Origin of the sequence: Streptomyces sp. NPDC058534 (assembly GCF_042717365.1) — a bacterium.
In the GTDB taxonomy this organism is placed as follows: domain Bacteria; phylum Actinomycetota; class Actinomycetes; order Streptomycetales; family Streptomycetaceae; genus Streptomyces.
Window position 1 is genome coordinate 1 of record NZ_JBHXNW010000197.1, and the last position, 1,036, is coordinate 1,036.

1 protein-coding gene is annotated in these 1,036 nt (G+C 70.2%); it reads right to left on the reverse strand.

Annotated features, from left to right (window positions below; genetic code table 11):
- The coding region (locus ACFWR9_RS42750) for an acyltransferase domain-containing protein (RefSeq protein ID WP_383853115.1) at nucleotides 1-1,036 on the reverse strand (1,036 nt) is incomplete at both ends.

Genomic DNA, 1,036 nt, shown 5'->3' on the forward strand with positions numbered 1-1,036 from the left:
CCGCCCTCACCACGGCGCAGGGAGCCCACGAGCACCGGCGGGACATCCGCCGCGTCGGCGATCTCGGAGACGGGCTGGAGGAGGACGGGGTGGGAGCTGACCTCGACGAACACTCCGAAGCCCGCACCGATCAGCGCACGAACGGCGGGCCCGAAGCCCACGGTCTGCCGCAGGTTCCGGTACCAGTACGTGCTGTCGACGACACCCGCGTCCTCGATCCAGGTGCCGTCGACGGACGAGAAGAAAGGAATCTCCGGAGCCAGCGCCGTCACACCCGCGAGCTCGGCCGCGAGGACCTCCTCGACCGCCTCGACGTGACGGGTGTGAGACGCGTAGTCCACCGCGACCCGCCGCACCCGCACACCCTGGCCCTCCAGAACAGTCAGCAGACCGTCCAGCCCCTCCGCGTCACCCGCGATCACCACAGAGGTGGGGCCGTTGACGGCCGCGACCTCCACACCCTCGACCAGCAGGTCACGGACCTCGGCCTCCGACAGGGCGACCGACGCCATCCCGCCACCACCCGACAGAACCCGGCCGATGGCCTGGCTCCGCAGAGCCACCACACGCGCCGCGTCCTCAAGCGACAGCGCACCCGCCACACACGCCGCAGCAATCTCACCCTGCGAATGGCCCAGGACCGCGTCCGGAACCACACCCGCCGAACGCCACACCTCCGCGAGCGACACCATCACCGCGAAACTCGCCGGCTGGATCACATCCACCCGCTCCAGCAACGCCGAATCGGCATCACCCCGCAGCACATCCGTCAGCGACCAGTCCACGAACGGAGACAACGCCAGCTCGCACGCGGCAACCCGATCCGCGAACACCTGGGAGGAATCGAGCAGTTCACGCCCCATGCCCACCCACTGAGCACCCTGCCCCGGGAACACGAACACCGAACGGCCCGGACCACTGCCCCCACCCGGGACAAGGCTCTTGAACAGCGTCGCGTCCGACTCGCCGCGCGCCAGCGCGCCGAGACCCGTCAGCAGCTCCTCACGCGATCCCGCGACCACCACCGCCCGATCCG